The 25,470-nt window shown below is 56.9% G+C and carries 21 protein-coding genes and 1 pseudogene; 15 read left to right on the top strand and 7 right to left on the bottom strand.

Going from position 1 to position 25,470, the window contains the following annotated elements:
* Positions 1 to 68 precede the first annotated feature (68 nt).
* The 3 genes from HB779_RS03520 to htpX form a co-directional block, all read right to left on the bottom strand.
* On the bottom strand, positions 69 to 1,778 hold the full coding sequence (locus tag HB779_RS03520; RefSeq protein ID WP_188344425.1) for a heparinase II/III family protein: 1,710 nt from the start codon (positions 1,776 to 1,778) through the stop codon (positions 69 to 71).
* A 185-nt stretch (positions 1,779 to 1,963) separates the two neighbouring features.
* Positions 1,964 to 3,337 (bottom strand): RsmB/NOP family class I SAM-dependent RNA methyltransferase, encoded by a 1,374-nt coding sequence (locus HB779_RS03515; RefSeq protein WP_188344424.1) that lies wholly within the window; start codon positions 3,335 to 3,337, stop codon positions 1,964 to 1,966.
* Entirely contained in the window at positions 3,334 to 4,302 is a 969-nt protein-coding gene (htpX, locus tag HB779_RS03510; RefSeq protein WP_188344423.1) for a zinc metalloprotease HtpX, read from the bottom strand. Before htpX ends, HB779_RS03515 begins: the two co-directional genes overlap by 4 nt.
* Before the next feature lie 108 nt (positions 4,303 to 4,410).
* On the opposite strand from htpX, the gene HB779_RS03505 reads away from it, so the two are divergent.
* Positions 4,411 to 4,653, top strand: a complete 243-nt coding sequence (locus HB779_RS03505; RefSeq protein ID WP_371823909.1) for a DUF1674 domain-containing protein — start codon at positions 4,411 to 4,413, stop codon at positions 4,651 to 4,653.
* Positions 4,654 to 4,869: 216 nt separating this feature from the next.
* On the opposite strand, the gene HB779_RS03500 is transcribed toward HB779_RS03505, so the two are convergent.
* Complete coding sequence (locus tag HB779_RS03500; RefSeq protein ID WP_188344421.1) at positions 4,870 to 6,270, bottom strand: MATE family efflux transporter; 1,401 nt, start codon at positions 6,268 to 6,270, stop codon at positions 4,870 to 4,872.
* A 181-nt stretch (positions 6,271 to 6,451) separates the two neighbouring features.
* Between HB779_RS03500 and HB779_RS03495 the strand changes: the two genes are divergently transcribed.
* Together HB779_RS03495 and HB779_RS03490 are read left to right on the top strand one after the other, a co-directional pair.
* Entirely contained in the window at positions 6,452 to 6,739 is a 288-nt protein-coding gene (locus tag HB779_RS03495) for an addiction module antidote protein (protein WP_188344420.1), read from the top strand.
* Positions 6,740 to 7,090: 351 nt separating this feature from the next.
* Positions 7,091 to 8,368, top strand: a complete 1,278-nt coding sequence (locus HB779_RS03490; protein ID WP_188344419.1) for a cyclopropane-fatty-acyl-phospholipid synthase family protein — start codon at positions 7,091 to 7,093, stop codon at positions 8,366 to 8,368.
* Positions 8,369 to 8,634: 266 nt separating this feature from the next.
* Here the strand turns inward: HB779_RS03490 and acs are convergent.
* A pseudogene (acs, locus tag HB779_RS03485) lies at positions 8,635 to 10,586 on the bottom strand (acetate--CoA ligase).
* A 296-nt stretch (positions 10,587 to 10,882) separates the two neighbouring features.
* Between acs and HB779_RS03480 the strand changes: the two are divergent.
* Entirely contained in the window at positions 10,883 to 11,425 is a 543-nt protein-coding gene (locus HB779_RS03480; protein ID WP_188344418.1) for a D-Ala-D-Ala carboxypeptidase family metallohydrolase, read from the top strand.
* Positions 11,426 to 11,440: 15 nt separating this feature from the next.
* Here HB779_RS03480 and HB779_RS03475 read toward each other — a convergent pair whose 3' ends face one another.
* Entirely contained in the window at positions 11,441 to 12,106 is a 666-nt protein-coding gene (locus HB779_RS03475) for a YggS family pyridoxal phosphate-dependent enzyme (protein ID WP_188344417.1), read from the bottom strand.
* A gap of 120 nt (positions 12,107 to 12,226) precedes the next feature.
* Between HB779_RS03475 and leuS the strand changes: the two genes are divergently transcribed.
* From leuS to HB779_RS03420, 11 genes are all read left to right on the top strand, one after another.
* Complete coding sequence (gene leuS, locus HB779_RS03470; protein WP_188344416.1) at positions 12,227 to 14,857, top strand: leucine--tRNA ligase; 2,631 nt, start codon at positions 12,227 to 12,229, stop codon at positions 14,855 to 14,857.
* A complete protein-coding gene (locus HB779_RS03465; RefSeq protein ID WP_188344415.1) occupies positions 14,844 to 15,437 on the top strand; it encodes an LPS assembly lipoprotein LptE in 594 nt (197 codons plus the stop codon). The genes leuS and HB779_RS03465 overlap by 14 nt, the downstream gene beginning before the upstream one ends.
* 22 nt (positions 15,438 to 15,459) lie before the next feature.
* A complete protein-coding gene (locus HB779_RS03460) occupies positions 15,460 to 16,605 on the top strand; it encodes an AAA family ATPase (RefSeq protein WP_188345760.1) in 1,146 nt (381 codons plus the stop codon).
* A 147-nt stretch (positions 16,606 to 16,752) separates the two neighbouring features.
* A complete protein-coding gene (gene tauA / locus HB779_RS03455; RefSeq protein WP_188344414.1) occupies positions 16,753 to 17,760 on the top strand; it encodes a taurine ABC transporter substrate-binding protein in 1,008 nt (335 codons plus the stop codon).
* A 265-nt stretch (positions 17,761 to 18,025) separates the two neighbouring features.
* Positions 18,026 to 18,799 carry a taurine ABC transporter ATP-binding protein gene (locus HB779_RS03450; protein ID WP_188344413.1) on the top strand — a complete coding sequence of 258 codons (774 nt, stop codon included), beginning with the start codon at positions 18,026 to 18,028 and terminating at the stop codon, positions 18,797 to 18,799.
* A complete protein-coding gene (tauC, locus tag HB779_RS03445) occupies positions 18,796 to 19,656 on the top strand; it encodes a taurine ABC transporter permease TauC (RefSeq protein ID WP_188344412.1) in 861 nt (286 codons plus the stop codon). The genes HB779_RS03450 and tauC overlap by 4 nt, the downstream gene beginning before the upstream one ends.
* Before the next feature lie 206 nt (positions 19,657 to 19,862).
* On the top strand, positions 19,863 to 20,819 hold the full coding sequence (locus HB779_RS03440; RefSeq protein ID WP_188344411.1) for an aliphatic sulfonate ABC transporter substrate-binding protein: 957 nt from the start codon (positions 19,863 to 19,865) through the stop codon (positions 20,817 to 20,819).
* A gap of 30 nt (positions 20,820 to 20,849) precedes the next feature.
* Positions 20,850 to 22,019, top strand: coding sequence for an FMNH2-dependent alkanesulfonate monooxygenase (gene ssuD, locus HB779_RS03435; RefSeq protein ID WP_188344410.1), 1,170 nt, complete (start codon positions 20,850 to 20,852; stop codon positions 22,017 to 22,019).
* Positions 22,016 to 22,795, top strand: coding sequence for an ABC transporter permease subunit (locus HB779_RS03430; RefSeq protein WP_188344409.1), 780 nt, complete (start codon positions 22,016 to 22,018; stop codon positions 22,793 to 22,795). The genes ssuD and HB779_RS03430 overlap by 4 nt, the downstream gene beginning before the upstream one ends.
* 9 nt (positions 22,796 to 22,804) lie before the next feature.
* Positions 22,805 to 23,611, top strand: coding sequence for an ATP-binding cassette domain-containing protein (locus tag HB779_RS03425; RefSeq protein ID WP_188344408.1), 807 nt, complete (start codon positions 22,805 to 22,807; stop codon positions 23,609 to 23,611).
* Positions 23,612 to 23,660: 49 nt separating this feature from the next.
* Entirely contained in the window at positions 23,661 to 24,668 is a 1,008-nt protein-coding gene (locus HB779_RS03420; RefSeq protein ID WP_188344407.1) for an isopenicillin N synthase family oxygenase, read from the top strand.
* Between the two features lie 69 nt (positions 24,669 to 24,737).
* Here HB779_RS03420 and fsa read toward each other — a convergent pair whose 3' ends face one another.
* Complete coding sequence (gene fsa, locus HB779_RS03415) at positions 24,738 to 25,391, bottom strand: fructose-6-phosphate aldolase (RefSeq protein ID WP_188344406.1); 654 nt, start codon at positions 25,389 to 25,391, stop codon at positions 24,738 to 24,740.
* Positions 25,392 to 25,470 lie beyond the last annotated feature (79 nt).

Below are 25,470 nucleotides of genomic sequence, written 5' to 3'. Positions count from 1 at the left end.
CTGCCAAGGAATCCTACTTCCGATCGCATATTGAGGATAATTGGGATGGTTTTCCCCATCCCATAGACTTAGCCGTATGCGCCGAGGGACGTCCGGGTGAACTGCCATTCGACTTCCGGCAACTGCGAGGCGTTGACCGAAAGCGAGATCTGGCGGGTTTTCACCGGCCCGCGGAACCCGGCAAAAAACAGGGAGTCTTCGATAAAAGGCTGAACCGTTGCCGAGAACATCCAGATATCATCATTGTCGACCTGCAGGATGATCAGGCCGTTGTCATCGACACTGACATTCACTGAAGGGTGAAGATGGAAGCGAATGACGGCATTCTCACGGCCCGTGCCGCGCAACGGATTCCGCCCGGCAGCGAAGAAGCTGTCGATGCCCTCGATGACGCTGCCATTGTGCGAGAGGACAATCTGGCGTTCGTGATAGATACCGAACGGGCGGACATAGCCATTGTGGTTGGCAACAAAGCCGACGGCGCCGGGCCGTTCGATGCGCTCGATATTGACCTTTGTCGGTCCCGCTATGATTGGCGTACCGATCATGGTCGAAAGGCCTGATGTCGCGCTGAAACGGCAGGACGAGGTGTCGTTGATCGTTGCCGTCGAATGCGCTGCGGTGGAACGGGCAAGCGGGCGAAACTCCGCCGGGCCATAGCGGTCAACACCAGCATTGACGACATAACGGTTGCGGCCGGACGACATCTCGAATGACAGACAGCCGGCATGGGCATCACGCGATGCGGTCACCGGCGGTGCGAGGCCCGTATCGGCGATGATGGTTGTCGAATCCATCGACAACCGCTCGTAGCCGGAATGCGGCGCGTGGGTGAGCGGCAGGCCGCCAATATCATCGTGGCGCAGCACAGCAATGACCCGTTCCGGCATGGTCGCGCCGACGCCGTTGAACAGCGCCAGATTGCCATCGTGATGACGGAAGAAACGCAAGGCGGGCAGCATGCGCTCGATCGCTTCCATCAGCGCTTTGGGCGGCGCTTCCGTGCCGCTGGCATAGGTCTGGCGCAGCGGCAATAGATCAGCCAGCAATTCAAGCACTGTCAGCGGATTGCGCGAGATATGACCGCCGTCGGGCAGAATCTGGCGAACCAGTTCAAATTCGAGATTGCGCCGGGCCGAACGTCCGGTGTTGGTTGAAACCGGCAAAGCCAGAGCAGCGAATGCCAGTGCAATGCGCGCCCGCAGTTTCTCTTCGCCATCATCCATGACAGCGGCCATGGTCCGGAGATAGCGGACCTGCATGGCGAGTGAGCGCATGAACTGGCGATAGGCGCGCAGTTCCGATCCGGCCAGAATGAGGCTGGAATGCTGCAACCACGCAATGATGCGCTGCGCAGTGACCTCAGGCGTCCATGCGGGCCCGCCGATTGAGCGGCCATGGGTGGTTATCCAGTCGCTGAGCAACGCGCGGGCGTTTGCAGTGGCAAGCTCGGTGCCCGAGGCGCGCATATGGCGCAGCCAGCCGAAATTATGCAGGGCTGCCTGCCATGCCGGATTGGGTGGTTCGACGATGAAAGGCGAGCGGCCACCGGTCTCGACCACGCGGCCAGCCAGTGCAAACCGTCCGTGGTAAAACTCTTCCGCCAGTTGCGGGTCGGCGGGGCGCAAATCCTGTGGGGCGATCAGCACACGTTCCGGGGTAAAGCCGGTAAAGCGCCAGCGAAACAACGGCCCCATGCGCAAGCGCCTGCGAAAACGGCGCCATAATTGCGCTGTCGCAAGTCCCCACAGTTGCGGTGTTTCGCTAAACGCGACCATCTCGCGGCATTTCCTCGTTCCGCCGCGTTACGGCGCACTTCAGGGCGCCTCTGCACGCCTCCGCGAAACATTTCCCGTCCGGCGGGCTTTTGCTCCAGCACCCTGAAATCATTGTTCTGGCTTCAATTCGTCGACGACAAACCGGGACTATGCAGTCAAAACAGTTAAAATTTTAGTATTCAATTTTAATGTTTCCGGCGGAATCGTGCCGCGAAGAATCCATCCATGCCGGAGAGTGCCGGATCATCATTGGCAAGATCGGCTGGCGTGGAGCGCACATAGCCCTCATCACTGATCAATTCGGCAAGGCCACCGACCTCATCCCTGGTGACGGGCAGCAATTCGATAGCCGGATTTTTGGCGAGCAGATCATTGGCAACTTTTTCGCCTTCCAGTGGATCAAGTGAGCAATTGGAAAATACCACGACACCGCCGGGACGAACCAGAGCTACCGCATGATCAAGCAGTTTGGCCTGTAGCGTTGCCAGCTTCTGGATATCGGCAGGTGACTTTGTCCATGGCACATCAGGGTGCCGCCGAACTGTACCGGTCGAAGAGCAAGGAGCATCGAGCAAGACTGCATCGAACAGTTCATCGGGGGAGTAGGCGGCAAGGTTGGCTTCGACAGTTTCGGCCGTCAGTTGCAAGCGTTCGAGATTTAAACGCAGGCGCTTCAGGCGGTTGGCCGAGAGATCAAGCGCCGTAACCTTCGCCCCGGCCTGCGCCAACTGAGCTGTCTTGCCGCCGGGCGCCGCGCAGAGATCGGCAACGCGTTTACCCTTGATGTCACCGAAGAGCTTGGCAGGCAGGCTTGCAGCCGTATCCTGCACCCACCAGTCGCCTTCGGCAAAGCCGGGAAGACTGGTCAGTGCACCATCAACCTGCGCCATACGAACGGAACCTGTGGGCAGGGCTATGCCGCCAAGACGCTCGGCCCATTCCTGCGGATCGCCTTTGACGGTCAGGTCAATCGGCGGTTCCTTGCTCTGGATGTCGAGAATGGCCTTGGTCTTGTCCTTGCCATAGGCGGCAATCAGACTGTCTTCAAACCAGGCCGGGACGTTGCTTGCAGCGGAAACAATGCTGTCTTTTTCCCGCGACAGGCGGCGCAATACAGCATTGACCATAGAGGCAAAGCGACGGTTGCGCGGATCATTGTTGGCGGCGGTGACGGCCAGATCGACAGCGGCACGGTCAGGCAAGTCCAAATAAAGAATCTGTGCTGCCGCGACATGCAGCAGATGGCGCAATGCCACGGCATTTTCCGGCAGCGGCCGGTCGATCAATTGGCCGATCAGTGCCTCTATCGTACCGCGATTGCGCAGGGCTGCGCCCAAAATGGCACGCACGAGCGAACGGTCGCGCTCATCCAGTGCCATATATTGCGGATGGCCATTGCCATTGTCAGTCAACCCGTCGAGCGATGTCTGCTTTTCGATAACAGCGCCCAGCAACCGCGTGGCGCATTGGCGCGCTGCCAGACCTGGACGGTCTTCGGCTTCGATATAGTTTGATGCGCTGTGCTTTTTGCCTGAAGGACGTTTTCTCTCAGAACTCATGACCATGGACCTTTGCGGGATGCGCCGTCACGTCCCCAAGGGGATGGCGGTTCATCCTGCGGGTCTTCTTCAACGGGAGTTGCAGGTGTTGCGGCTTGTTGTTGCGCCGCTGGCTGTTGGCGGAATTCTTCCACCATGGCTTCCAGCGCCGCGATGCGGTTTTCCGTGCTCGGGTGAGTGGAGAACAGACTGTCCGTTCCCTTACCGCTCAGCGGATTGATGATGAACAGCGATGCGGAGGCCGGGTTGCGCTCGGCCTCTTCATTGACGATCTGCTTGGCGCCCCGGGCAATCTTGTTGAGTGCGGAAGCCAGCCATAGCGGATTGCCGCAAATCTCGGCACCGCGCCGGTCGGCTGAATATTCACGGGTCCGGCTGATCGCCATCTGCACGAGCATCGCAGCAAATGGCGCGACGATCATGGCAACGAGAATACCGATAAAGCCGAGCGGATTGTTGTTGTTGCGGTTGCCGCCAAAGAACATGGCAAAATTGCCAAGCATGGAGATCGCACCGGCAAGGGTGGCAGTAATGGTCATGGTCAGCGTGTCACGGTGTTCAACGTGGGCTAGTTCATGCGCCATGACAGCGGCCACTTCCTGCGGCGTGAGCGCGCGCAAAAGACCAGTAGAGGCGGCCACGGCAGCATTTTGCGGATTGCGGCCAGTGGCAAAGGCATTCGGCTGATCATTTTCGATGAGATAGACGCGGGGCATCGGCAGACCGGCACGGGCAGCAAGGTCTTTGACGATGCCGTAATATTCCGGCGCGTTCTTCTGGTCGACGTCGACGGCGTTGTACATACGCAGCACCATCTTGTCGGAATTCCAGTAGCTGAAGAGATTCATGCCCGTGGCAACCACAAGGGCAATCAACATGCCGCCGGTGCCGCCGATGAGAAAACCAACACCCATGAACAGGGCGGTCATGAAGGCAAGCAGCATTCCCGTGCGCATGACATTCATGGTTTCATCCCCCGCATTGTGAACATTTCCAGTATCAAGACCATTCCTTTATATCTGACGTCTTCCGGTATATGATGGGGTTTCTGACAGCAAGCTTCAATAATGGACCTGAATAGTATGAGTAACAATCAGACCTCAGAGGCGCCGCAGACTGACGGAAAAGATCAATCTTCGAGCAAGCCTTTCGACCAATTGCCGCCCGCAGCGCAGCGGGCTCTGCTGGAAGCGGAAGCACGCCACAAGGCGGAGGCCAAGCCGGATGACCAGCCCCGCGAAATCGGCGGGCGTGGCGGCAAAGATCCGGTGCGGTTTGGCGATTGGGAAATCAAGGGCCGTACGATCGATTTTTGATTGCATGGGCATCGTGCGTGGTTCGACAAGCTCACCATGAGGGAGAGCAAGGGTTGCAGGGAGCTGTATTCTGCAATCTTCCAAATTCTCTGTGCAGCCCATCCATCCCTCTCACGGTGAGCTTGTCGAACCACGCACGATATTAATGCAGCTCGTAAAGCACTCTTCTCCGTGGTGCGCTTTCTGAACTTAGCTAAGCGCGAGCCACCCACGCGGCTAGCGGTGGATAATTTCGATACCCAGCTTCTCGCGACTTAGCCAGCGGCTCATCAGCAATATTGCTGCGGCGGCAAGGCCGCAGAGCAGGCCAAGCCAGATACCGGCGCCTTCCAATTTCAGCCAGAAACCGAACGCAATAGATAGCGGCAAACCGATGCCCCAATAGGCAATGGCGGCATAGATCATTGGTATGGTTGTATCGTGCAGGCCGCGCAACATACCGCTGGCAACCGCTTGTGCGCCGTCAAAAATCTGGAACAGAGCGGCAAAGGCCAGAAATGATATGGCGAGCGAGATCACCGGTGCATTGGCTGGATCATGAATATCGACAAAGGCACGGATGAGTTGCAATGGAACGAGCAGCATCAGAGACGCCGTCAAAACCATGAATCCCGTTCCGGAGGCAAAGGCAACCCAGCCTGCCCGCTTGATGCCATCCTTGTCCTGAGCGCCGTAAGCGCGGCCAATGCGGACCGTGGCGGCCTGACCAAAGCCAAGGGGAACCATAAAGCTAATTGATGCGATCTGGATGGCAATGGCATGGGCGGCAAGCGAGTCGGCACCAATCAACCCCATCAGGAAAGCAGCGGCGTTGAAGATCGTCACTTCGAAACTGAGGATCGCTGCAATCGGCAAGCCGAGTCGCAGCAGTTCGCCATAGCGGGGCCAGTCGGCGCGCCAGAACCGGCCGAACAGCCGGTACCGGCGAAACTGCGGGTCGCGAAGAACAACAATCACCAAGCCAAAAAACATCAGAAAAGACGACAGCGTTGTTGCAATGCCGGAGCCGACGATTCCAAGCTTGGGGAAACCAAAATGTCCGAAGATCAGGCAGTAATTGGCCAAAGCGTTGAAGGCAACCGCTAGGATTGCGATGACCAGCGCCCAGCCCGGGCGCTCCAGTGCTGCAATAAAGGAGCGGACAACGATGTAGCAGTAGAACGGGAGAGCCGCCCACTGCAATGCCCGGACATACGCGCCTGCTTCTGCCGCCAGCGCCGGATCCTGGCCCATGGCGGTGAGGATTGTCTGGGTGTTCCAGAGGAAAAACCAGATCGGAATGGAAATGGTCACAGCAAGCCAGAGGCCTTGACGCACTGTGCGGCGGATTTCGCGTACAGCGAATCTGTTGCGGCCGAGCTCGCGTGCCATCATCGGCGATGTCGCCAGCATGAGACCAAGCCCGAAGATCATCGGCATATAATAGAGATTGGTGCCAAGCGCACCGGCCGCCAGTGTATGCGGACCTATCCAGCCCATCATCATGACATCAGTCGCCGTCATGGCGGTCTGCGCAAGATTGGTGAGAATCATCGGCCAGCTCAAGGCCAGCATCGCAATGATTTCATCACGCCATGCACGCTTTGGTGCGGCGTTTGGGGTTGGAAGGGCGGACATTGTGGGTCTTTCCGAGGAAATTGCCTCCGAGAGAGGCAAGATGCACCATTTTCAGGCAGAAATCTTGGTATCACCAATTTCGAAAAGAGCAAAGTGTTCTGGGATGCAATCGGACGTTTGTGTTGCTCTTCGATCTAATTCGTTACTCATCAAGTTAGCCATATTCAGGAATGGAAGATGCATGATGAAAAAGCTCTATGACTACGATCCTGCCGACGCTTTGAAATCCGACGACGCCATTGAAGTATTTTTGGCTGATGCGTTTGAAACTGGCGATGCCGGTTACATAGCCAAGGCGCTGGGCGTGGTGGCAAGGGCGAAGGGCATGACTAAAATCGCCCGGGAGACTGGTCTTGCGCGGGAGCAGCTTTATCGCTCATTCAGTGAGAACGGTAATCCGACACTGGAAACCACCATTGCTGTAATGAAGGCCATCGGGTTTCAGATTACAGGAAAACGTGCCGCATAAACGGAAAGGGCCACTCCGAAGAGTGGCCCCGCAATTCCGTCTGGCACAAAGCTGTCGTTTGGCCTTCTTACCCGGCATCAGCCAGGGCGCTTATTCAACGGAGAGACGATCCCCGATGGAAAGCATCAGACGCCTTGTGGCAGTTTTCGAAATCACGAGACATCGGATCACCTCCTTTTCATTCGTTGAACACAAATTGAGAATGGGGTGTGTTGCGTCGGGTTTCAAGAGAAAAGTTTCAAACTTTGTTTTTTGACGGTTTAGGAAAGCCCGTTGCCAGTTTTCACCGAACCGCATAGGTTCTGCCGACCTCCGGCACTGGTGTTTTGGAGCGATGTCTGGAGTTTATATATGGCAGCACAAGAAAGCGCGGCACGGATCATCCGCACCGTCATACAGTTGCTGGAGCCGCAATTTGCTGTCGAATTGTGGAACGGCGAGCGCATTGGTGAGACCGACGGCCCTGTCCTGGTGATCAACAGTCCGATGGCGGTGCGTCAACTGGCGCTCAAGCCGAATATCGGTTCAATAGTCGAATTGTGGATTTCCAGCCAGATCGACGTCAAGAATGGAACCCTGTTTGATCTCGTCGAGCGTGGTCCCAAGGGGAAGTTCAAGCAAAAGCTCAAGAGCCTGCCAAAATGGCAATTGCTGAAAGACGTGCCTGCGCTGCTTCTGGGCGGCGGAAAAAGCAACCTTTCCGGCCTTGATGGCAAAAATCCATTTGTCAGTGGGTCCAACAAGGAAGCCATTACCCATCATTATGATGTGTCGAATGCTTTCTATCAGCTCTTTCTCGATGATCGCATGGTCTATACCTGCGCTTATTTCACCGATTGGGCCAACAGCATCGATCAGGCGCAGGCGGACAAGCTCGAATTGATCTGCCGCAAGCTGCGCCTGCAGCCCGGCGACCGGCTTCTGGATATCGGCTGTGGCTGGGGCGCCATGCTCATTTATGCGGCCAAGCATTATGGTGTCACGGGTACTGGCGTTTCATTGTCTGAAGCCCAGACTGCTCTGGCGCGTGAGCGCATCAAGGCAGAAGGTCTGGAAGACAAGATCACCATCCACGTCAAATCCTATGAGGAGCTGGCAAAAGATCCGGATATGCAGTTCGACAAGATATCGTCGATCGGCATGTTCGAGGCAGTTGGCATTGCCCATTACGACACCTACTTTTCCAGTGTGAACAAGCTGTTGCGGCCGGGCGGGCTTTATCTCCATCACGCGATTACCCGGCGGATGAAGCGCAACAAGAAAACGTTCGGCCGCAAGAGCGCCGAGCATCTGGCGCTGGTGAAGTATATTTTCCCCGGCGGCGAGCTCGATCATCTCGGCATGACCATCGAGAATCTCGAGGGTTATGGCTTCGAGGTACACGACGCGGAAAATCTGCGTGAACATTACGGGAAGACCTGCCGTATCTGGGCGGACCGCCTGCATGCGCGGTTTGATGAGGCAATCGCCGAAGTCGGTGCGCCGAAAGCGCGTCTGTGGCTGTTATATCTGACAGGCTGTGCCTTGGCCTTCGAGCGTGGAACCGTGCAGATCAACCAGACGCTGGCTTCAAAACGCAAACGGGGGATTTCTGCGGTGCCGCAGACAAGAGCGGATCTCTACCGCTAGTCCTTCGTCTGTGCGTGGTTCGACAAGCTCACCATGAGGGAGAGTGAGGACTTCAGGGAGCCAAGCTCTGGAAGATCGTTCGAATTGCAATCTTTCCGGTTAGCCTTACAGCAGCACTCGCCCTCACCATGAGGGAGAGTGAGGACTTCAGGGAGCCAAGCTCTGCAAGATCGTTCGAATTGCAATCTTTCCGGTTAGCCTTACAGCAGCACTCGCCCTCATGGTGAGCTTGTCGAACCACGCACAGTGTTTCTGTCAGCGGATCATCAGCCCTTCTTATTCTGGCGATTGGCGATCAGATCATCGACCACTGCCGGATCGGCAAGAGTGGATGTATCGCCGAGTGCGCTGAAATCATCCTCGGCGATCTTGCGCAGGATGCGGCGCATGATCTTGCCGGAGCGGGTTTTGGGCAGACCAGGCGCGAATTGAATCTTGTCCGGCGAGGCAATCGGGCCGATCTCCTTGCGCACATGGGCAATCAGGTCCTTGCGCAACTCATCGCTGCCTTCAAGGCCGGCCATCAGGGTGACATAGCAGTAAATGCCCTGTCCCTTGAGGTCATGCGGATAGCCGACAACGGCGGCTTCCGACACCGTATCATGCGACACAAGTGCCGATTCCACTTCCGCAGTGCCCATGCGATGACCTGAGACGTTGAGCACGTCATCGACCCGGCCCGTAATCCAGTAATAACCGTCCTTGTCACGGCGGCAGCCGTCCCCGGTAAAATACTTGCCCTTATAGGTGGAGAAATACGCTTCGATGAAGCGCTTGTGATCGCCATAAAGCGTGCGCATCTGACCCGGCCATGAATCGGTGATACAGAGATTGCCGTCGGCCGCACCTTCCAGCACATCACCTTCATTGTCGACAAGCTGCGGCTGGATGCCGAAGAACGGGCGGGTTGCCGAACCGGGCTTCAATGCCGTTGCGCCTGGCAATGGTGTAATCAAAATGCCGCCGGTCTCCGTCTGCCACCACGTATCGACGATGGGCGAACGTTTGTCGCCCACAACCTGATAATACCATTCCCAGGCTTCCGGATTGATCGGCTCGCCAACGGAACCCAAGACTCGCAGAGACTTGCGCGATGTCTTCTTCACCGGTTCATCGCCTGCACTCATCAGGGCGCGGATGGCAGTCGGGGCGGTGTAGAAGATATTGACCTTGTGCTTGTCGATGACTTCCCAGAAACGTGAATTCGTCGGGTAATTGGGAACGCCTTCGAACATCAGGGTCGTGGCGCCGTTCGCCAGCGGACCATAGACGATGTAGGAATGGCCTGTAACCCAGCCCACATCTGCGGTGCACCAGTAGATATCGCCCTCGTGATAATCGAAGACGTATTGATGCGTCATCGAGGCATAGACGAGATAGCCGCCTGTCGTGTGCAGCACACCCTTTGGTTTGCCGGTTGAGCCTGAAGTGTACAGGATGAACAGCGGATCTTCCGCTTTCATCTTTTCCGGTTTGCAGTCGGGCTTAACGCTGAGAATTTCTTCGTGATACCAGAGATCACGGTTGGGCGCCCAAGTGGTCTTGCCCCCGTGCGGCGCACGACCAGCACGTTCTTCACCATCACATGATGCTTGGCAGCGATATCGATGGCTTTGTCGGTGTTGTCCTTGAGCGGGATCGGCTTGCCGCCGCGCATGCCTTCATCGGCGGTGATGACGAAGGTCGATTCGCAGTCGATGATACGTCCCGCGAGAGCGTCCGGCGAAAAGCCGCCAAAGACGACGGAATGAACAGCGCCGATGCGCGAACATGCCAGCATGGCATAGGTCGCTTCGACGATCATCGGCATATAGATGGTGACGCGGTCGCCCTTCTTGACACCCTGCTTTTTCAGCACATTGGCGAGACGGCAAACCTGCTCATATAGCTCGTTGTAGGTCACCTTCTTGTCGAGATAGGGATTGTCGCCTTCCCAGATGATGGCGACCTGATCGCCGCGCTTCTTCAGGTGGCGGTCGATACAGTTGTAAGAAACATTGGTCTGCCCGTCCTCGAACCATTTGATCGAGACCTTGCCATCGAAGGAGGTATTCTTGACCTTGGTATAGGGCTTGAACCAGTCAATGCGCTTGCCGTGCTTGGCCCAGAATTTTTCCGGATCCTTGATGCTCTGCTTGTACCAGCTGAGATATGTCTCGTTGTCGATAAGCGCGTTTTTCTTCGCGCTTGGCAGCACGGGATAGACCTTCTCGGACATCAATTTCCTCCAAACATGGGCTGACGGGCCTCCACCCGGATACCTCCCGGGGAGAGAGGCGCATGCGTTCATTATCACCAAGCAAATCGATGCGTAAATACAGCAAATCACCTTGAGGCAATGGCGTTCCGTCGCACACGATCTGCGACGCCGTGTAATATTCCGTTACATTTTGTTATGGCAGATGAGCCATTTTGGACACATTTCGCCTTAGACCGTCACTGCCTTGACTTGGGAGGACAAATTCGGCGCGCCGTAAAAACCTAAAAAGCGTGCGCCCAATCAAGGACTGATGAATGACGAAACGACCCTTGCGCAGCGTTGTGTTCCGCGCAAAATCCGCCCCTCTGGCGCTGGCTCTTCTTGGACTAACCATTGCCATCCCTGCCACTGCAGGAACACTGCCCGAACCAGCCAATCCATGGAAGCGGCTCGGCGCACATGTGTTTGATGAAGAGCATGCGCACCTGCTCAGCGACTCCATCTTTGACAAGATCAATCCGCTGGTGCTAGCGGCCATGCCGCGCGGCAAGGCTTATATCCAGTACAAGGCACCGGCCAATTGCGTGCCGGAGCGCCTGAAGAACGTCTTGAACCGCGTTTCATCGACCTATGGCCCGATCACGGTGAATTCTACGGTCCGGTCCCGCACAGGCAATCGCAAGGCAGGTGGCCGCGACAAATCCTATCATCTGAGCTGTCAGGCGGTTGATTTCCGCGTGCATGGCAGTGCGTCCGGTCTGTTGCAACACCTGTCGGGCAGCAAGGAAGTCGGCGGCTTCAAGCGCTATCCCGCGGGCTACTACCACATTGATACCGGACCGCGCCGCGGCTGGTAATGCGCCTGCGGTTTTTCAGCTGCGGCTGCCAAAGATGGCCGAGCCGACCCGCACCGATGTAGCACCGAAGCCGACGGCGATCTCGTAGTCGCCGGACATGCCCATGGACAGTTTTTCCACCTCGGCCTTACGGGCGATCTTTTCCAGCAAGGCAAAATGCGGTCCGGGATTTTCGCCTGCGGGCGGAATGCACATCAAACCCTCTATGGTCAGTCCGTGTACGTCGCGGCAACGTTTGACGAAAGCCACGGCTTCCTTCGGTTCAATGCCCGCCTTTTGCGGTTCTGAGCCGGTGTTGACCTGAATGTAGAGCTTGGGAAACCGGTTCTGCCTTTTCATTTCGCCAGCGAGTGCGGCGGCGATTTTTTCGCGGTCGACGGTTTCGATGACGTCGAAGAGTGCAACCGCGTCTTCATTCTTGTTTGATTGCAGCGGTCCGATGAGGTGGAGCTCAATTCCCGGATAATCGGCACGCAGCAAGGGCCATTTCGACTGCGCTTCCTGCACGCGATTTTCTCCAAACACGCGCTGACCAGCCTCCAGAACCGGCCGAATCTCATCTGCATCAAAGGTTTTGGACACGGCAACCAGTGTGACAGAGCCTTCATGACGATTGGCTTCTGCTTCGGCCCTCGCAATGGCTTGGCGTACTTCAAGAAGGTGATCAACAGAGGTCGACATGGCCAGACAGGTCCTTTTTGATGCAGTTTCGAGCGGTTCCCTCCTTGTCTATGGTTGACGCTCTGTTCAATCCATGGTGAAGGTCCGCCAATCACTATCCTTTGCAAGAGAATCCCGTTCATGGCAACCGAACGATACAATCCCCGCGTAGCCGAGAAGCATTGGCAGAAGGTTTGGGACGAAGCCAAGCTCTTCGAAACTGACAATGATGATCCGCGCGATCCCTATTATGTGCTTGAGATGTTCCCGTATCCGTCGGGACGTATCCATATGGGCCACGTGCGCAACTATGCCATGGGCGATGTGGTTGCCCGCTACAAGCGCGCCAAGGGTTTTAACGTTCTGCACCCGATGGGCTGGGATGCCTTCGGCATGCCTGCGGAAAACGCGGCGATGCAGAACAAGGTTCATCCTAAGGAATGGACCTATCAGAACATCGCCACCATGCGCAGCCAGCTGAAGTCCATGGGTCTGTCGCTTGACTGGTCGCGTGAATTCGCCACCTGCGATGTGGAATATTATCACCGCCAGCAGATGCTGTTCCTCGATTTTGTCGAGAAGGGTCTGGTGACTCGCAAGTCTTCCAAGGTCAACTGGGATCCGGAGGATATGACGGTACTTGCCAACGAGCAGGTCATTGACGGGCGCGGCTGGCGTTCCGGCGCGCTGGTCGAACAGCGCGAGCTGACGCAGTGGTTCTTCAAGATCACCGATTTCAACGAGGAGTTGCTGGGTGCACTGGACGGGCTGGATCAATGGCCTGACAAAGTGCGGCTGATGCAGCGCAACTGGATTGGCAAGTCCGAGGGCATGCTGGTGCGCTGGGCGCTGGATGCACAATCGCAGATTGGCGGTGAGACCGAGGTTGAGGTCTATACGACCCGTCCGGACACGCTGTTCGGCGCATCGTTCATTGCCATTGCTGCGGATCATCCGCTGGCAAAGAAGGCCGCGGAAAACAATCCTGAGCTGGCCGAGTTCAACGACGAATGCCGCCGTGCGGGTACGTCTTTGGCTGCATTGGAAACGGCAGAGAAAAAAGGTTTCGATACGGGCCTACGCGTCAAGCACCCGTTTGACGACAGCTGGACGCTGCCTGTTTATGTCGCCAATTTCGTTCTGATGGATTACGGCACAGGCGCGATCTTCGGTTGTCCGTCCGGCGATCAGCGCGATCTGGATTTTGCCAACAAGTATGGCCTGCCCGTGGTGGCGGTTGTCATGCCTGCCGATGGCAATGCCGCGACATTCCAGATCACAGAAACAGCCTATGTCGATGACGGCGTGGTGATCAATTCGCGCTTCCTCGATGGGCTGACACCAGCTGTTGCATTTGACGAAGTTGCCAGCCGTTTGGAAAAGCAAACCATTGGCGGCCGTCCGCAGGGCGAGCGCAAGGTGAATTTCCGGCTGCGCGACTGGGGTATTTCGCGGCAGCGCTATTGGGGTTGCCCGATCCCGATGATCCATTGCGATGATTGCGGTGTCGTGCCGGTTCCCAAAGCGGATCTGCCAGTAAAGCTGCCGGATGATGTCGAATTTGACCGTCCGGGCAATCCGCTTGACCGTCATCCGACATGGCGGCATGTCAATTGCCCGCAATGCGGCAAGGCTGCGCGGCGTGAAACCGATACTATGGACACATTCGTCGACTCGTCCTGGTATTTCGCCCGCTTCACGGCACCGTGGGAAAACGAGCCGACCGACCCGAAGGCTGCCAATCATTGGCTGCCGGTGGATCAGTATATCGGCGGTATCGAGCATGCGATCCTGCATCTGCTGTACTCGCGCTTCTTCACGCGGGCGATGAAGGTTGCCGGTCATCTCGATATCAGCGAGCCGTTCAAGGGTCTGTTCACGCAGGGCATGGTTGTGCACGAGACATACCGGCTGGGCACAGGTGCAAACGGCAGCTGGGTTACCCCGGCTGAAGTGCGGCTTGACGAGAGCAGTGGCAAGCGCCGGGCATTCCTGATCGCAACAGGCGAAGAGATCGAGATCGGCTCGATCGAGAAAATGTCGAAGTCGAAGAAGAACGTCGTCGATCCGGATGACATCATTGCTTCCTACGGTGCTGATACGGCCCGCTGGTTCATGCTGTCCGACTCGCCGCCTGAACGCGATGTGATTTGGACCGAAGCCGGTGCCGAAGGCGCGCATCGTTTTGTCCAGCGCGTCTGGCGCCTGATCTCCGAAGCCGGACCTGTCTTGAGTACAGCAACGGCTGCAGCAGCTTTTGATGGCGATGCGGCGTTGATTTCCAAGGCTGCGCACAAAACCGTCAAGGCTGTTGGCGAAGATATCGAGAAACTGGCGTTCAACAAGGCCATCGCCCGTCTCTATGAGCTGGTCAATGTGTTGGCCGCGCCATTGCAGAAAATAGCGGCTGGCGAAGCGGATGCGGCAACTATTTCCGCAAGCCGTGAGGCGACCGATATGCTGATCTCGATGTTCGCACCGATGATGCCGCATCTGGCCGAAGAATGCGCGAAGGTGTTGAACAGCGGCAATCTCGTTGCTCATACAGCCTGGCCAACCTACAATGAGGCGCTGATTGTCGAGAACTCCGTGACGATGCCGGTTCAGATCAATGGCAAGAAGCGTGGTGATTTGACAATTGCCCGCGATGCGGATCAATTGACGGTCGAAAAAGCCGTTCTCGAACTTGATTTCGTCAAAGCGGCGTTGAACGGTAATTCGCCGAAGAAAGTCATTATCGTACCGCAGAGGATCATCAATGTTGTTGCCTGATCGTTTCCAGCCGCTTTCCGGCTCCAAGCGTTTGCTGCCAATGGGTATTCTTGGGTGCGTTCTTGGCATGGCTCTGATCGCGGGCGGCTGCCAGGTGCGTCCGCTTTATTCCAATGCCGGTCCCGTGGCCGGTGCGGGAGCGGGGGTAAGCGGCAGCGTACAGTCCAAGCTTGCAACTGTTGCCATTACCGAGGTTGGCGGCCGTGAAGCGCAGGTTGTGCGCAACAATCTGATTTTCCTGTTCAATCGCGGTGCAGGCCAGCCCGCAAGTGCTGCCTACACAATGACGTTGTCCATTGGCGTGCAGGACCTCTCACTTGCGCTGGTGCAGAATGCGACCAACGACAAGTCAGGTCAGCCAACTGCTGGTTCGATCCGGATGACCGGCAATTATACGCTGACGCGTATTTCCGATGGCAAGGTGGTTGGTAAGGGCACACGTCTGATCACGGCTGACTACGATGCGCCGAGACAGCGTTATGCCGTTCTGCGCGCCCAGCGGGATGCAAACAATCGTGCCGCGCGTGAAATTGCCGAAGCACTGAATCTCAGTGTTGCCCAGGATCTTTCCAAGATTTAACGCATAGCGAGCAGGTGTCATGATGCGCCTGACCTCCCTTTCAGCGACCGGTTACCGGTCGCTGCAGTCGATCCGGCTCGATATCCGTCAACTTGCTTTGTTTATCGGCGAGAATGGTGTCGGCAAATCCAATCTTTATCGCGCCATGCAGATGATCAAGGCGGCAGCGGATGGTTCGCTGTCCTATGAGATCGCGCGTGAGGGCGGTATGCAATCGGCGCTTTGGACCGGCAAACGCAAGTCTGGTCCGGTGCGCATGATCTTCAGTGCCTCGTTTGGCGGCGACGACGAAGATATCCGGCAGTCCGGACTTTCACCCAGCTACAGCATCGAGGTTGGTCTGCGGCCACCCGCTGCGGCAGGGTTTGCCTTTGAACCACAGATCAAAGAGGAAACGCTCACCATCGATTCCGGCCGCCGTCCGCTGGAGATGATGGGACGCAAGGGTCCGGCAGTGTTTGCGCGTGATGACAGTGGCCGCCGGATAGAGCACCCGGTCCGGCTGCTGGATTCCGAGACGGCGTTTTCAGCCTTGGGCAATGCGGGCCGTTACCCTGAGATCGGCGATCTGCGCGCAACCATTCTTGGCTGGCGATTTTATCACGGTTTCCGCACGGACCGGGATTCGCCGATCCGCCAGCCCGCATTGGCTATTACAGCGCCGATGCTGGATGAGGATGGCCGGAACCTTGCGGCGGTTTTCGCGACATTGGTGCATATTCGCGAAGATACCGAAGATCTGGATCACTGCATTGCTGCAGCTCTCGGCGGCGCTGTTCTTGATGTTCCGGTGCCTGAGGAAACCGCAACATTCGGCCTGCGGTTGCCGGAATTCCCGCAGCGTGTGTTCAGGCCGGAGGAACTCTCGGATGGTCAAATACGGCTTCTCGCTCTGGCCGGTGCTTTGTTATCCTACCGGCTGCCGCGCCTGATTGCGTTGAACGAACCCGAGACAAGTCTGCACCCTTCGATGCTTCCGGCGCTTGCGGAAATGATCGCCAATGCTGCAGAGCGCACGCAGGTTTGGGTTGTGACCCATTCGCGTATTCTTGCCGATGAAATTACTGCGCGGACCGGAACACGGGCTTTGACCGTCATTCGTGATAATGGCGCGACAACCATCAAAGGAATGCGCATATCGGGCAGCGTTGAGGATGATGACGCTTAGAAATCATTGCCTCAATTCTTTGCAATCGCCTCTACTGAGGAAATAATTTTCTCATCTTCAAGCAAACTTGGCAGATCGTAGCTCTACAATATCAGTGGAGATGACCAGAGTTGGAACAGAAAAGTTTCAATCAGGTCAGGATCACCCATGTTAACCCGCCGCCATCTGCTTATTGCTAGCACTGCTCTTATCAGTCTTGCCACGCTTGCCTCTGCCAAAGCCGAGGACCTGAAAATCACCATCGGCTATCAGACCGTTGTCGAGCCATCAAAGGTGCCGCAAGCGGATGGCGCCTATGAGAAGGCGGCCTCCGCCAAGATCGACTGGCGCAAATTTGATTCCGGCGCCGATGTGATTGCAGCGGTGGCTTCCGGGTCTGTCGATATTGGTTATGTCGGATCGAGCCCGCTTGCTGCAGCGGCCAGCCGCGAACTGCCCATCGAAACCATTCTCGTTGTTGGTCTGATCGGCGAATCGGAAGCGCTTGTTGCGCGCAACGGGTCGAGTGTGACCAAGGTTGCTGATCTCGCCGGAAAGAAAGTGGCAGTGCCGTTTGTATCGACCACGCATTACAGCCTGCTGGCTGCATTGAAGCATGATGGTGTCGATCCGAAGACCGTCAATATTCTCAACCTGCGGCCACCGGAAATCGCTGCCGCCTGGGAGCGCGGCGATATTGACGCCGCCTATGTCTGGGATCCGGCGCTTGGCCAGATTCGCACCAGCGGCAAGATCATCGTCGATTCGTCCAAAGTGGCGCAATGGGGTGCGCCGACATTCGACGCATGGATTGTTCGCACCGGCTTTGCCGAAAAGCATCCGGATGCGGTGCGTGATTTCGTCAAGGTGACGGGCGCGGCCTACGCTGACTATCTGGCCAAGCCGGATGCCTGGTCGGTAACCTCGCCGCAGGCGGAGAAGATCAGCCGTTTGACCGGTGCAAAGGTGGATGATGTGCCGCTGCTGTTGAAGGGCTATGTGTTCCCGACCCTCACAGAGCAAGCCTCGAGCAAGTTTCTCGGCGGCGATACGGTCAAGGCAGTCGCAGCGACGTCTGAATTCCTGAAAGAGCAGGGAAAGATCGATGCGGTTCTGCCGGACTATTCCAAATATGTAACGGCGAAATATGTGCAGGCGGCGCTCGCGTCGAATTGACAGTGAAAGTACAGCGCGGGGGCGTTCACGCGTCTTTTCCGGCTTTCTGGTCTTTCCCTTCCAGAAGCCGGGAAAGGCCGTGAATGTTTCTGGTGAGAACAAAATATGCAGCGGGAACAGGGTGCGTGGTTCGACAAGTTCACCATGAGGGAGATCGAGGATTGCAGGGAGCAAGGTTCTGCAATGCCTGCGATTGCTTTGGAGAGCCTCGCCTTCCCTCATGGTGAGCTTGTCGAACCACGCACAGTAATGGAGCGGTAAAGTCATGGCCCATCTCGTTCTTGATCATATCTCTGTTCATTATGGCAACCAGGCGCAGCCTGCCGTCACGCAGGCATCGCTTTCCGTCAATTCCGGCGATTTCGTCGTTTTGGTCGGCCGGTCCGGCTGCGGAAAAACCACCTTGCTCAATGCCGCAGCGGGACTGATTGCTCCGAACAGTGGCAGTGTGACTGTGGATGGCAAACAGATAAAAGCACCCGGTGCTGACCGCGCCGTGGTGTTTCAGAATGATGCGCTGTTTCCCTGGCTCAATGCCCGCGAGAATATCGGGTTCGCCTTGAAACTGCGCGGTGTTGCCGCGAAGGAGCGCGACGCGGCGGCAGATAGGTTGCTGGCGCTGGTAAAACTGGAAGGCTTTGGCAGCAAGGCAATTTGGGAACTGTCCGGAGGTATGCGCCAAAGGGTTGGTTTAGCCCGCGCCCTGGCTGCCGAACCGGATTTTCTGCTGATGGATGAGCCTCTGGGGGCACTTGATGCGTTGACGCGCGAACGCATGCAGACGCTGCTGCTGGATATCTGGGCGGCCAACAATATCGGCGTTCTCATGGTAACCCACGGGATTGACGAAGCGCTGCTGCTGGCAACGCGCATCGTGGTTCTGGCACCGGGACCGGGTCGGGTTGTCAGGCAGATTGATGCGGGGTTCGGCCGCCGCTATGCCTCCGGCGAAACCGTGCGCTCAATCAAAGCTGACCCTGCATTCAATCAGGCACGGGCAGAACTTGAAGACTCGATATTTGAAGGGGAGGCGGCATGACGCTCTCCGCTGACTCCAACCGGGATATTCCTGACATTGCTGCAGCCGGTTCGCCGCGACAGACAGGTGCGAAAGTACGAAGGGCATCGCCGGTAACAACAGCCCGCATTGTCAGCGCCTTGACGATCCTGGCACTCTTGCTTGCATGGCTGGTATCGGCGCATTTCAAGTTGGTATCGCCGGTCTTCCTGCCATCTCCGCAGACGGTGCTGTGGAAATTTTACTCTGTTGCAACGACGGGTTTTGTCGATGCGACGTTGTGGCAGCATCTGACCGCCAGTCTGTTCAGGGTATTTGCCGCGCTGCTGTTCGCACTTGTCGTGGCGATCCCGGCAGGCATTGCCATTGGCATCAGCGCGGTGGGGCGAGGCATTTTCGATCCAGTCATTGAGTTCTTGCGGCCCATTCCGCCACTTGCCTACCTTCCCTTGATTATCATTTGGTTTGGTATTGGTGAGCCCTCGAAGATTCTGGTGATTGCCATTGCCATGCTCGCGCCCATTGCCATCTCGACTGCATCGGGCGTCAAAGGTGCGTCACAGGATCGAATCAATGCGGCACGGGCGCTGGGAGCCACGCGGTTTCAGGTCATCTTGCATGTGATCCTGCCGAGCGCTTTGCCTTCCATCCTGACCGGTTTGCGTATTGCGCTCGGGGCAGGGTGGTCGACGCTTGTGGCGGCAGAATTGGTCGCTGCCACGCGCGGATTGGGTTTCATGATTCAGTCTGCCGCGCAGTTTCTGGTGACCGACGTGGTCATCATGGGCATTTTTGTCATCGCTATCGTGGCGTTCATTCTGGAGATTGGTATCCGACGGCTGGAGCGGGTGCTCGTGCCTTGGTCCGGAAAGGAATAAATTGCTCGCAGATGAGAGGCTCAGCGTAAAATCGCGCGCGTTTGCTTGAGTGTGTGCGTTGATCAGAAAACCAATCCGCATAACCAACATTATATGAAATATATTTTCTCTATAGAAATAGTCGGGTTGAATAGCATTGAGGCAGTTCCTGAACCGTCGATCGCTTGTGATGACGCGTTCCCAAACGGCAGAATTGCGAGAGACCCATGCCCACACTGACACGCAGATTATTTGGTGCCGCTGTATTCGCAGTTGCGGCGATGGCAGCAACCGCCTCTTTTGCCGCCAAACCGTTGCAGGAATATAAGATCGGCTTCCAGAAGACGAGCCTGCCGGTCATTGCCCAGCAGCAGAAAGTCATTGAAAAGGCACTTGAACCGAAAGGCATCAAGGTCAAATGGGTCGAATTCTCCGCTGGTCCGCCTTTGGTCGAAGCGCTGAATGTCGGCAGTATCAACGTCGGATGGGTGGGTGATGCGCCGCCAATTTTCGGCCAGTCCGCCGGTTCGGCCATTGTCTATGTCGCTGCACTGCCATCGAACGGCAAAGGCGAGGCGATCTTCGTCAAACCCAATTCTTCAATCCAGTCACTGGCCGATCTGAAAGGCAAGAAGGTGGGTGTCGGCAAGGGAACCAGCGCGCATAATCTGCTCGTGGCTGCCCTCGAGAAGGCCAAGATCGGCTATGACGAAATTACGCCGGTTTATCTCAGCCCGGCCGATGCGGCTGCTGCTTTTGCCAGCGACAAGATTGATGCCTGGGCGGTCTGGGATCCATTCTTTGCGATTGCCGAAACACGCTACCAGCCGCGCATTCTGGCGCGCTCCAGCGATGTGCTCAACGTCAATACCTATTTCCTCGCCAATCGCGATTTTGCGACTGCCCATCCGGATGTGGTGACGACGACGATTGGTGCTTTGAAAGAGGCCGCCGCTTGGGCCGAAGCCAACAAGGACAAGGTCGCAGCGGCGCTGCATGAAGTAACAGGTGTTCCATTGGACGCACAGACAATCGCGGCGAACCGGACAGTCTTTGGCATATTCCCCATAACGCCGGAAATTATCGCGCATCAGCAGGAGACGGCAGACCGCTTCTTCAAGCTGAAGCTGATCCCCAATGCCATCAAGATCTCCGATGCCGTCTGGACCGCACCCGGAAACTAACAGACTCCCCGAAGAAACTGGAATATTCCCATGACGCAGCCAGCAAACAGTTCGCAAGCCCCACTCGATTTCTTCTGGTTCATTCCAACCCACGGTGACGGAACCTATCTTGGTTCTGAAACCCAGCAGCGGCCGCCAGAGTTTGCCTATTTCAAGGAAATAGCTCAAGCCGTGGACCGGCTGGGTTTTCCCGGCGTGCTGCTGCCGACAGGCCAAAGCTGCGAAGATTCGTGGATCACAGCGACGGGTCTTGCTGCCCATACGGAACGGCTTAAGTTTCTGGTGGCATTGCGTCCGGGTATCGTGTCGCCGGTCTTTGCCGCGCGACAGACGGCAGCACTGGACCGCTTGAGCAATGGCCGTCTCCTGCTCAATGTCGTAGTCGGTGGCAATCCCACCGAGCTTGCCGGGGACGGTGTGTTCCTGCCGCATGACCAGCGCTATGAGCAGGCAGCGGAATTTCTGAAAATCTGGCAGGGTCTGGTGACCGGCCAGACGGTTGATTTCGAAGGCAAGCATTACCGGGTTAAAGGCGGCAGACTGGATCTGTTGCCGGTTCAGACACCGCCTCCACTCTATTTTGGCGGCTCGTCCGATGCGGGACAGGATCTGGCTGCAGAGCAGGTGGATATGTACCTGACATGGGGTGAACCGGTGGCGCAGGTAGCGGAGAAAATCGAGCGCGCGCGCAAAAAGGCGGCCCTCAGGGGACGCAAGCTGCGCTTTGGTATTCGCCTGCACTTTATCGTGCGCGAAACGGAAGACGAGGCTTGGGCTGCTGCCGACAGGCTGATCAGCCGCGTAACTGACGAGCAGATCGAAATTGCCCAGCAGCGTTTCCTCAAGGAAATGGACTCTGTCGGCCAGCGCCGCATGGCGGAATTGCATGGCGGACGCCGTGACAAGCTGCTTGTTGGTCCCAATCTGTGGGCCGGTGTCGGCCTCGTTCGGGGCGGTGCGGGTACAGCGCTGGTGGGCAGCCCCGAGAGCATTGCGGCCCGTATCCGCGAGTATCAGGCCGTTGGTATCGATACGATCATTGGTTCCGGTTATCCGCATCTGGAAGAGGCGTACCGGGTTGCAGAACTCCTGTTCCCGAAACTTGGGTTGGGTGGCCGGAAAAATACGCTCCGGCAGGAGATCGCCAATGAGTTCGCCGTGGGCTTCCACGGCGCAAAACGGTTGCAGGCCTCCTCATGAGCCGTGCCCTGCAATCGATCGGGCGCAGCGCCATAGGCTGGCTTTTGCCAGCCCTGCTGCTGGCCGGCTGGGAAATAGCGTCACGAGCCGGTGTCATCTCGGCCAATGTTCTGCCTGCGCCGTCAGCCGTTGGGGCTGCATTCTGGAAGCTCCTGCTTTCAGGCGAGTTGCTGGAAAATATCCGCATTTCGACCCTGCGGGCCCTGAGCGGGTTTGTCGTAGGCGGCGCCATCGGTTTTGGCCTTGGTCTGGCCAATGGCCTTTCGGCGCTCAGCCGTGGATTGACCGATACAACAATTCAGATGATCCGCAACATTCCGCATCTGGCGCTGATACCACTGGTGATCCTGTGGTTTGGTATCGACGAGGAGGCCAAACTGTTTCTGGTCGCGCTCGGTGTGTTCTTTCCGATCTATATCAACACGCTTCTCGGCATTCAGGGCGTTGATCCGCAGCTCGTCGAAATGGGCCGCATTTACGGCATGTCGCGTTCGCAGCTGTTCATACGGGTAATCTTGCCCGGTGCTTTGCCTTCAATCTTTGTCGGATTGCGTTACGCCCTCGGTATCATGTGGCTGACGCTGATCGTTGCGGAAACCATCTCGGCGTCCTCAGGCCTTGGTTACATGGCGATGCAGGCGCGGGAATTCTTGCTGATCGACGTCGTGGTCCTGTCGATCCTGATCTATGCGCTGCTTGGGAAGCTTGCCGATTCGCTGGCGCGATATCTCGAACGGCTTTCCCTGCAATGGCATCCCGCCTTTCAGAACGTGTGAGGAACGACGATGACCGCAGCCACTGTTACAGCCCGCCGCTCCTTTGACGAAACCACCGCCCGGGTGGCCGTTACGTCACGGGAACGCAAGATTGCCTTTTCGTTTCGTAACGTTACCAAACAGTTTGGCGACAAAACCGTACTGCACGGGATTGATCTTGATGTTCATGACGGCGAGTTTGTTGCGGTCATCGGCAAGAGTGGATGTGGCAAGAGTACATTGCTGCGGCTGTTGGCAGGTCTCGACAAACCGACATCCGGCGAACTCGTGCACGGGGCTGAAACCAAAGATCAGAAGCGCACGCGCATCATGTTTCAAGAACCCCGGCTGCTGCCTTGGGCGCGGGTGGGTGCCAATGTTGATGTCGGGTTGACAGGCATCGCCAAGGGCGCGGAGGTTAGACAGAAAAGCCTCGATATTCTTGCGGAAGTCGGGCTCGCCGATCGGAGCGAAGAATGGCCCAGCGTATTGTCGGGCGGCCAGCGTCAACGTGTGGCGCTGGCACGGGCATTGGTTGGACACCCCCGCATTCTGGCGCTGGATGAACCGCTGGGTGCACTTGATGCCCTGACGCGCATCGAGATGCAGCAACTGCTGGAGCGTATCTGGCTGAGCAAGAAGTTCACGGCGGTTCTCGTCACACACGACGTGGCGGAGGCGGTTGCTTTGGCTGATCGGGTGGTTGTGATCGACAGCGGCCGGATCGCGCTTGATCTGGCTATTCCCGTCGAGCGTCCGCGCCGTCATGCCTCACCGGAACTTGCGTTTTTCGAGCGCCAGATTCTGGATCAGCTCTACAAGCAAAAAGCGCCTTGAAGCCGGGTTGTTTGCGGTAGACAATCCTGGGGCATATGGAGAACGGATGATGAGCGCCTTACCGAAGACCGACAGCTTGCCCACTCTCGATTTTGCGCGCTACCGCAACCCGGCAGAGCGGGAAGATTTCTTCGAGGATTTGCGGCATGCGGCCCGCACGTATGGCTTCTTCTATTTGAGTGGTCATGGCGTTTCCGACCAATTGCAAAAGGACATCGTTGCGATTTCCAAGCGTTTCTTTGCCCTGCCGCAAGCGGACAAGGTTGCGGTTGAAATGGTGCATTCGCCGCATTTTCGCGGCTATACCCGCGCAGGCGGGGAGCGAACCAGAGGACAGGCGGACTGGCGCGAGCAGTTTGATGTGGGTACCGAACGGCGAACGGTGGTGCAGAATGCCGCGACGCCGTGGACACGGCTGCAGGGTCCCAACCAGTGGCCGGATGCCTTACCCGATCTCAAGTCCGTCGTTCTGGACTGGCAAAGTGAATTGACCCGTGTCGCCATCGAACTGTTGCAGGCCTTTGCGACGGCTTTGGGACAGGACAAGGACGTCTTCAAACCGATCTATGAGAATGCGCCGAACCAGCACCTGAAAATCATCCGTTATCCGGGCCGCGATGCCACCGGCAGCGATCAGGGTGTCGGTGCACATAAGGATAGCGGCTTTCTGACCTTGCTGCTGCAGGATGTACAGGGCGGATTGCAGGTGGAAAAGGATGGTGGCTGGATTGATGCGACGCCGGTTCCCGGCACGTTTGTTATCAATATTGGTGAAATTCTGGAACTGGCTTCGGACGGTTATCTCAAGGCAACCGTACACCGCGTGGTGACGCCCCCATCGGGCAAGGACCGTTTGTCCGTGGCCTTCTTTTTCGGTGCGGATCTCAATGCCGATGTGCCGCTGCTGAAACTGCCATCCGGTCTGGCGCAGGAAGCTGGCGGCACCGATACCGATCCGGACAATCCGCTGTTCCGGGAGGTAGGCCGCAACTATCTCAAGGGACGTCTGCGCTCGCATCCGGATGTTGCACAACGCCACCACGCCGATTTGCTGTAAACAGCCTCAAATGCAAATCGCCCGCTGGTGTTGAGCCAGCGGGCGATTTTGTAAATGCGATCTATTGGATCAGGCGATCTTCTGGCCGGTCTTTGCCCAATCGGCAAGGAAGGTCTCAAGGCCCTTGTCTGTCAGCGGATGCTTGACCAATGCCTTCAGCGTTGCCGGTGGGATGGTGGCAACGTCGGCGCCGATCAATGCAGCTTCCTTGACGTGGTTGACGGTGCGGATTGAAGCCGCGAGAATTTCCGTCTTGTAATCGTAGTTGTCATAGATCGTGCGGATTTCCGCGATCAGATCCATGCCATTGATGCCCATATCATCGATACGGCCAATGAATGGCGAGATGAATGTCGCACCAGCCTTGGCAGCAAGCAGAGCCTGCGTGGCTGAGAAGCACAATGTCACATTGACCATGTGGCCATCGGAGGAAAGAGCTTTACAAGCCTTCAGGCCGTCGAGAGTCAGTGGAACCTTGATGCAGATGTTCTTGGCGATCTTGGAAAGAACTGCGGCTTCCTTCATCATCTGGTCGTATTCGGTCGCAGCAACTTCGGCTGAAACCGGGCCATCGACGATGCTGCAGATTTCCTTGGTGACTTCCAGGATGCTGCGGCCGGACTTCAGGATCAGCGATGGGTTGGTGGTGACACCGTCGAGCAATCCGAGTTCATTGAGTTCACGGATATCTTTAACATCGGCAGTATCGACAAAGAATTTCATTGGAGCAGTCCTCCTTAATGGGGCTAAAGGGATGGTGTCCCGGAAAAGTGGCTTTTCTTTAACTGAAAGCCGCGCCAAG

The sequence above is a fragment of the Phyllobacterium sp. 628 genome, assembly GCF_014189505.1.
Taxonomy (GTDB): Bacteria; Pseudomonadota; Alphaproteobacteria; order Rhizobiales; family Rhizobiaceae; genus Phyllobacterium.
The sequence above is the reverse complement of the archived record's forward strand: the minus strand, read 5'-3'. Positions and strand labels throughout refer to the sequence as shown.